The following is a 6,403-nucleotide window of genomic DNA, read 5'->3' on the forward strand; positions in this document are numbered from 1 at the left end:
AGAAGGACCCCGTCCTCCTCACCCCTCGCAGGCTCGGGGCGAGCCTCGGGACGGGGCCGACCGAGCTCGGCGCGGGCCCCTGCAGCCGGGCCGCCACCGAGGTCCTGTCGGTATGAACGCGGAGACTGGACCGGTGCAGGTGGCCCGGGTAGTCGTGGACGTGCCGCTGGCGCACCTGGACCGGCCGTTCGACTACGCAGTCCCGGAGAAGTTCGCCGACACGGTGCGGCCGGGGTGCCGGGTGCGGGTCCGGTTCCGCGGCCGGCTGGTCGACGGCGTGGTGTGGGAGCTGGCGGACAGCACCGAGTTCGCCGGCAGTCTGCAGCCGCTCTCGCACGTCCCCTCGGGGGAGCCGGTGCTCACCCCGCAGGTCGCCCGGCTGGTGCGCGCCGTGGCCGACCGCTACGCGGGCACCGCGAGCGACGTGCTGCGGCTGGCGCTGCCGCCGCGCCGGGCGGCCGCGGAGAAGCGGCCCACGCCCACCCCCGAGGAGCTGCCCGCCCCGCCGGATCCGGTCGGCTTCGCCCGGTACCAGGCCGGCCCCGCGCTGCTGGGTGCCCTGGCCGAGGGGCGCCCGGCGCGCGCCGTCTGGACGGCGCTGCCCGGTGAGCACTGGCCCACCCGGTTGGTCGAGCTCTGCCGCGCCGCGCTGTCGGGCCGACGCGGGGCCCTGGTCGTCGTGCCCGACGGCAAGGACCTGGACCGGCTGACGGCGGCGGCGGAGCGGCTGCTGCCGGAGCACTCGTTCACGGTGCTGCGGGCCGACGACGCGCCGGAGAAGCGCTACCGCCGCTTCCTCGCGGCCTCCCGCGGCGCCGCCCAGGTGGTGCTGGGCACCCGGGCGGCGATGTTCGCCCCCGTCCGCGACCTCGGTCTGGTGGTCGTGTGGGACGACGGCGACGACCTGCACTCCGAGGAGCGTGCCCCCTACCCGCACGCCCGCGACGTGCTGGTGCAGCGGGCCTGGCTGGACTCCTGCGCCGCGGTCGTCGCGGGGACCTCGCGCACCGCCGAGGCCGCGCTGCTGGTGGAGTCCGGCTGGGCGCACGAGCTGGTCGCCGACCGCGCGGTGCTGCGCGCCGCGGCTCCCCGGGTGCAGGCGCTCGGGGACGACTTCGAGCTGGCGCGCGACGCAGCGGCCCGCACCGCCCGGCTGCCCTCGCTGGCCTACGACGCGGCGCGCAGGGCGCTGGCCGCCGGCGCCCCGGTGCTGGTGCAGGTGCCCCGCCGCGGCTACGTCCCGTCGCTGTCCTGCGCGCGCTGCCGGGCGCCGGCACGGTGCGCCCACTGCGCCGGTCCGCTGGGCATCTCCCCGCGGCCGGGCCCCGGCGGCACCCGGATCCCGGCCTGCCGCTGGTGCGCCCGCCCGGCCGCCACCTTCGACTGCCCGCACTGCCACGGCACGAAGCTGCGGGCCGCGGTGGTGGGGGAGTCGCGCACCGCCGAGGAGCTCGCGCGGGCGTTCGCGGGCACGACCGTGCGCACCTCCGGCAGCACCTCCGGCGTGCTCGCCACGGTGCCGGCCGGTCCGGCGCTGGTCGTGGCCACGCCCGGCGCCGAACCGGTGGCCCAGGACGGCTACGGCGCCGCGCTGCTGCTGGACTCGTGGGCGCTGCTCGGCCGGGCCGATCTGCGGGCGGGGGAGGAGACGCTGCGCCGCTGGATGAACGCCGCGGCGCTGGTGCGCCCGGCGCCGGCCGGCGGGCAGGTCGTCGTCGCCGCCGACGCCGCCCACCCGGTCGTGCAGGCGCTGGTGCGCTGGGACCCGGCGTGGCTGGCCGAACGCGAGCTCGCCGACCGCCGCGAGCTGGGCTTCCCCCCGGTGACCCGCATGGCATCGCTGTCCGCCTCGCCCGCGGCCCTCGCCGAGTTCCTCGCGGCGCTGCGGCTGCCCGAGGACGCCGACCTGCTGGGGCCCGTCCCCGAACGTCCCCGGCCCGGGCAGGAGGGCGAGCGGGAGCGCTACCTGGTGCGGGTGCCCCGCAGCTCCGGGGCGGCGCTGGCCTCCGCGCTGGCCGAGGTGCAGGGCGTCCGCAGCGCGAAGAAGGTGCCCGAGCACGTCCGCGTCCACCTGGACCCGCTCGACCTGGTGTGAGGTGCTGGGGACCGTCCGGGAGGAGTCCGGCGGCCCTACGACGTCGCCGTGCCCACCTTCCCGACGACGGCGCTGCACGTGGCCGCCGCCGTCCGGACGCGCTGGCCGAGGACCGTGCCGGGCTCCCGCCTACGATCGTCGGGTGAGCGTCACCCCCATCCGGTTGTTCGGCGACCCGGTCCTGCACCGGCCGGCCGCGCCGGTCGTCGACTTCGACGCCGAGCTCCGGCAGCTCGTCACCGACCTGACCGAGACCATGCAGGCGGCCGGGGGCGCCGGGCTCGCGGCGCCGCAGATCGGCGTCGGGCTGCGTGTGTTCACCTGGTACGTCGACGGCGAGGTGGGTCACCTGGTCAACCCCGACGTCGCTGCCGTGGGCGAGGAGGTGCAGGACGGCCCCGAGGGCTGCCTGTCCATCCCCGACCTGCGCTACGACTGCCGCCGGCACCTGCACGTGGTCGCCTCCGGCTGGAACATGCACGGCGACCCGGTGCGCGTCGAGGGCTCGGAGCTGCTGGCCCGGGCCATCCAGCACGAGACCGACCACCTCGACGGCGTCCTGTTCGTCGACCGGCTGTCCGAGGTCGACCGCGCCGCCGCGCTCGCCGAGATCCAGGCCGCCGAGTGGGCCGGCTACGGCAGCTATCTCCCCGTCGTGAAGGTGAGTCCGCACTGAAGCTCCTGTTCGCCGGCACCCCGGCACCCGCCGTCCCGTCCCTGGAGGCGCTGCTCGCCTCCGACCACGAGGTCGTCGCCGTCCTCACCCGCCCGGACGCCCGCTCGGGGCGGGGCCGCAAGGTCAGCCGCTCGCCGGTCGCCGAGCGGGCCGATGCCGCCGGCGTCCCGGTGCTCCAGCCACGGACCCCCCGGGACCCGGAGTTCCTCGAGCAGCTCGTGGAGCTCGGCGTCGACTGCGTGCCCGTCGTCGCCTACGGCGCCCTCGTGCCCCAGGCGGCGCTCGACGTGCCGCGGCACGGCTGGATCAACCTGCACTTCTCGCTGCTCCCCGCGTGGCGGGGCGCCGCGCCGGTGCAGCACGCGATCATGGCCGGCGACGAGGTGACCGGGGCATCGACGTTCCTCCTGGAGGCGGGGCTGGACACCGGCCCGGTGTACGGCACCCTCACCGAGACGATCAGGCCGCGGGACACCGCCGGTGACCTGCTCGAGCGCCTGGCGGTCAGCGGCGCGGAGCTGCTCCTGGCGACCCTCGACGGCATCGCCGCCGGAGCACTGGAGGCCCGTCCGCAGCCGGCCGAGGGCGTCAGCCTGGCCCCGAAGGTCGAGACCGCGGACGCCCGGGTCGACTGGGCGCTGCCCGCGCACGTGGTGGACCGGCGGATCCGGGGGGTGACGCCGGCGCCCGGCGCCTGGACGACGTGGCGCGGCGAGCGGCTGCGGCTCGGGCCCGTCACGCCGCTGCCCGACGGAGCCGCACTGGATCCCGGCGAGGTGCATGCCGAGGGCCGGGAGGTGCTCGTGGGCACCGGGAGCGGCCCGGTGCGGCTGGGCGACGTGCAGCCGGCGGGCAAGCGGATGTTCCCGGCGGCCGACTGGGCCCGCGGCGCCCGGCCGGCCCCCGGCGAGCGGCTGGGCGGCGAGTGACTCGCCCGGCCCGCGGCGGCGGTCAGGGACGACGGCGGCACCCGGCCACCCGCCGCCCGGTGCTGGACGGCGCCCGGCTGACCGCCTACGACGTCCTGGACGCCGTCTCCTCGCGGAAGGCGTTCGCCAACCTGCTGCTGCCGCAGCTGCTGCGCGAGCGGAAGCTCGACCCGCGGGACGCCGGCTTCGCCACCCAGCTGGCCTACGGGACGCTGCGCGCGCAGGGGACGCTCGATGCGATCCTCTCCGGCCTCGTCTCCCGCCCGCTGGGCGAGCTGGACCCCCGGGTGCTGGACCTGCTCCGGCTGGGCGCCTACCAGCTGGTCGACCTCCGGGTGCCCTCGCACGCGGCCGTGGACACCACCGTCGACCTCACCCGGGCCATCGTGGGCGCGGGCGCCTCCGGGCTGGTCAACGCCGTGCTGCGGAAGGTCGCCGCGGGCGGTGACCGGGCCGCGTGGCTGGCGAGGCTGGCCCCCGAGGGCGACGAGCGGCTGGCGCTGACGACCGACCACCCGCGGTGGATCGTCGACGCCTGGCGGAACGCGCTCGCCGACGAGGCGGAGCTGGAGCAGGCGCTGCTGGCCGACGACGCCGCCCCGGAGGTGCACCTGGTCGCCCGGCGCATGGCGCGGGAGGACCTCGCCGAGGAGTCCGGCGGCGAGCCGGGGCCGTGGTCGCCGTACGCGGTACGGCTGGGCGGGGGAGACCCCGGCCGCCTGGCGTCGGTGCGCTCGGGCCGCGCCGCGGTGCAGGACGAGGGCAGCCAGCTGGCCGCGCTGCTGCTCACCCGGGCGCCGATCGAGGGGCCGGAGAGCGCCTGGCTGGACATGTGCGCCGGGCCGGGCGGCAAGGCCGGGCTGCTCGCCGTCACCCGGCCGGAGGGCGTGCGGCTCACCGCGGCCGACCGCGCCCCGCACCGGGCCGAGCTGGTGCGCCAGGCGCTCACCGGCGAGGACGACGTCGAGGTGGTGGCCGTCGACGGCCGCGAACCACCGTGGGCGCCCGGGAGCTTCGACCGGGTGCTGCTGGACGCGCCCTGCACCGGGCTCGGCGCGCTGCGGCGCCGTCCGGAGGTCCGCTGGCGGCGGACGGCGGAGGACGTCCCCCCGTTGGTGGAGCTGCAGACCGAACTGCTCGCCGCCGCGCTCGCCTCGGTGCGCCCGGGCGGCGTGCTGGCCTACGTCACGTGCTCGCCGCACACCGAGGAGACGGTGGCCGTCGTCGACACCGCCGCCGCCCGGGACGACGTCGAGGTGCTGCCGGTCGCGCCGCTGTTCCCCGAGGTCCCCGGCATCGCACGCGGCGACTACGCGCAGCTGTGGCCGCACCGGCACGGCACGGACGCCATGTTCATGGCGCTGCTCCGCCGGACGCGCTGACGCCGGTGGCGCTAGGTTCCGGCGCGTGCCCTGGTTGCCGGAGACCTTCACCCACCCCCTGCGTGCCGAGCTGCCCACGGGAGAGCACCTGCGCCCGATGGGGGCGGCGGACACCGAGATCGACCACCCGGCGGTCATGGGATCGCGGGAGCGGCTGTGGTCGATCTACGGCGAGGCGTGGGGCTGGCCCCCGGCGCACATGACGGTCGAGGCCGATCGCGAGGACCTCGCGCACCACGAGCGCGAGATCGCCGCGCACGAGAGCTTTCTCCACGGGGTCTTCCCCGAGGACGAGGCCGAGCTGCTCGGCTGTGTCTACATCGACCCGCCCACCAAGACCGGCGACGTCGGGGCCGAGGTGTCGTGGTGGGTCGTCGACCGGCTCGTGGGCAGCGACGTCGAGCGCGCGCTGGACGAGTTCGTGCCCCGGTGGCTGGCCGAGGAGTGGCCGCTGCCCGCCCCTGCCCGCCTCGTCGGCCGGGACCTCACCTGGGCGGAGTGGAACGCGCTCCCTGCCCGCGACTGACGGCGGCCGGCGCCCGCGGCGGGGCCTCAGAAGGGTGGTGGGTCCTCCGCCGGTGGTGGCGGTGGTGGTTCCGGTGGTGCGGTGAGGACGCGGTAGCCGGGTGGTCGGGTGGTGCGGGTGACCCCGGTGGGGGTGATGACGGTGAGCACGCCGTCGTCGCTGAGGGTGTGGGTCCAGCCGGGGGCGAAGGTCTTGAGCCGGTGGTGGTGGCGGCACAGGCAGCACAAGTTGTCGCAGGCGGTGGCGCCGCGGTCAGCGTGCGGGATGACGTGGTCGAGGTCGGCCCAGCCGGCGGGCACGGTGCAGCCGGGGTGCCGGCAGGTGCGGTCCCGCGTTGCGAGGAAGCGTTGCTGGGCGGCCGAGGGCCGGTAGCGGTCGGTCGGTCCCGGTGGGCCGAGCAACGAGCAGTCGCAGGACCGGTCGGGGTGGTCGGTGCAGCCGCGGGTGGCCAGCCGCTCCACTTCGCGGCGGCCGGTGACCGCCCGCAGTCTTCCGGTGGCGTCGGTGAGCGCGATGGTCAGGCTTCCGCCGGGTGGGGCCTGCACGCCTGCGGCATCGAGGGCGGCGAGTAGTTCGCGCAGGTGGGCGGCGGTGATCGGCTCCCCGTCCACCTCCCCGACCGGGGACGCGGCGCCGGGTGGGGTGAAGGCGGCCGGGGCCGGGGCGCCGGCGGCGAGGAACCCGGCCGGGGTCAGCGCGGACAGCGGGGCCACCACGGTCAGGTGCGCGGTCACCGATGGCTGCTGCTGCCAGGGGCGCAGCAGCAGATCGGTGAGGGCTCCGGTGCGCAGCATG

At 77.3% G+C, this 6,403-nt stretch carries 6 protein-coding genes; 5 read left to right on the forward strand and 1 reads right to left on the reverse strand.

Annotated features, from left to right (window positions below; genetic code table 11):
- The first annotated feature begins 112 nt into the window (after positions 1-112).
- The 5 genes from ACI8AG_RS15540 (at position 113) to ACI8AG_RS15560 (ending at position 5,608) form a co-directional block, all read left to right on the forward strand.
- On the forward strand, positions 113-2,095 hold the full coding sequence (locus ACI8AG_RS15540; RefSeq protein WP_456597757.1) for a primosomal protein N': 1,983 nt from the start codon (positions 113-115) through the stop codon (positions 2,093-2,095).
- Between the two features lie 142 nt (positions 2,096-2,237).
- Positions 2,238-2,771, forward strand: coding sequence for a peptide deformylase (def, locus tag ACI8AG_RS15545; protein WP_456597758.1), 534 nt, complete (start codon positions 2,238-2,240; stop codon positions 2,769-2,771).
- Positions 2,720-3,700: a methionyl-tRNA formyltransferase gene (gene fmt / locus ACI8AG_RS15550; RefSeq protein ID WP_456597759.1), complete on the forward strand. Its 981-nt coding sequence runs from the start codon at positions 2,720-2,722 to the stop codon at positions 3,698-3,700. The genes def and fmt overlap by 52 nt, the downstream gene beginning before the upstream one ends.
- Positions 3,697-5,082 carry an RsmB/NOP family class I SAM-dependent RNA methyltransferase gene (locus ACI8AG_RS15555; RefSeq protein WP_456597760.1) on the forward strand — a complete coding sequence of 462 codons (1,386 nt, stop codon included), beginning with the start codon at positions 3,697-3,699 and terminating at the stop codon, positions 5,080-5,082. Before fmt ends, ACI8AG_RS15555 begins: the two co-directional genes overlap by 4 nt.
- A 25-nt stretch (positions 5,083-5,107) precedes the next feature.
- Complete coding sequence (locus tag ACI8AG_RS15560) at positions 5,108-5,608, forward strand: hypothetical protein (RefSeq protein WP_456597761.1); 501 nt, start codon at positions 5,108-5,110, stop codon at positions 5,606-5,608.
- 26 nt (positions 5,609-5,634) lie between these two features.
- Here the strand turns inward: ACI8AG_RS15560 and ACI8AG_RS15565 are convergent.
- Positions 5,635-6,403, reverse strand: a 769-nt coding sequence (locus tag ACI8AG_RS15565) for an HNH endonuclease signature motif containing protein (RefSeq protein WP_456597762.1), incomplete at its 5' end; no start/stop codon positions are given.

It is taken from the genome of Blastococcus sp. SYSU DS0552, from assembly GCF_054050815.1.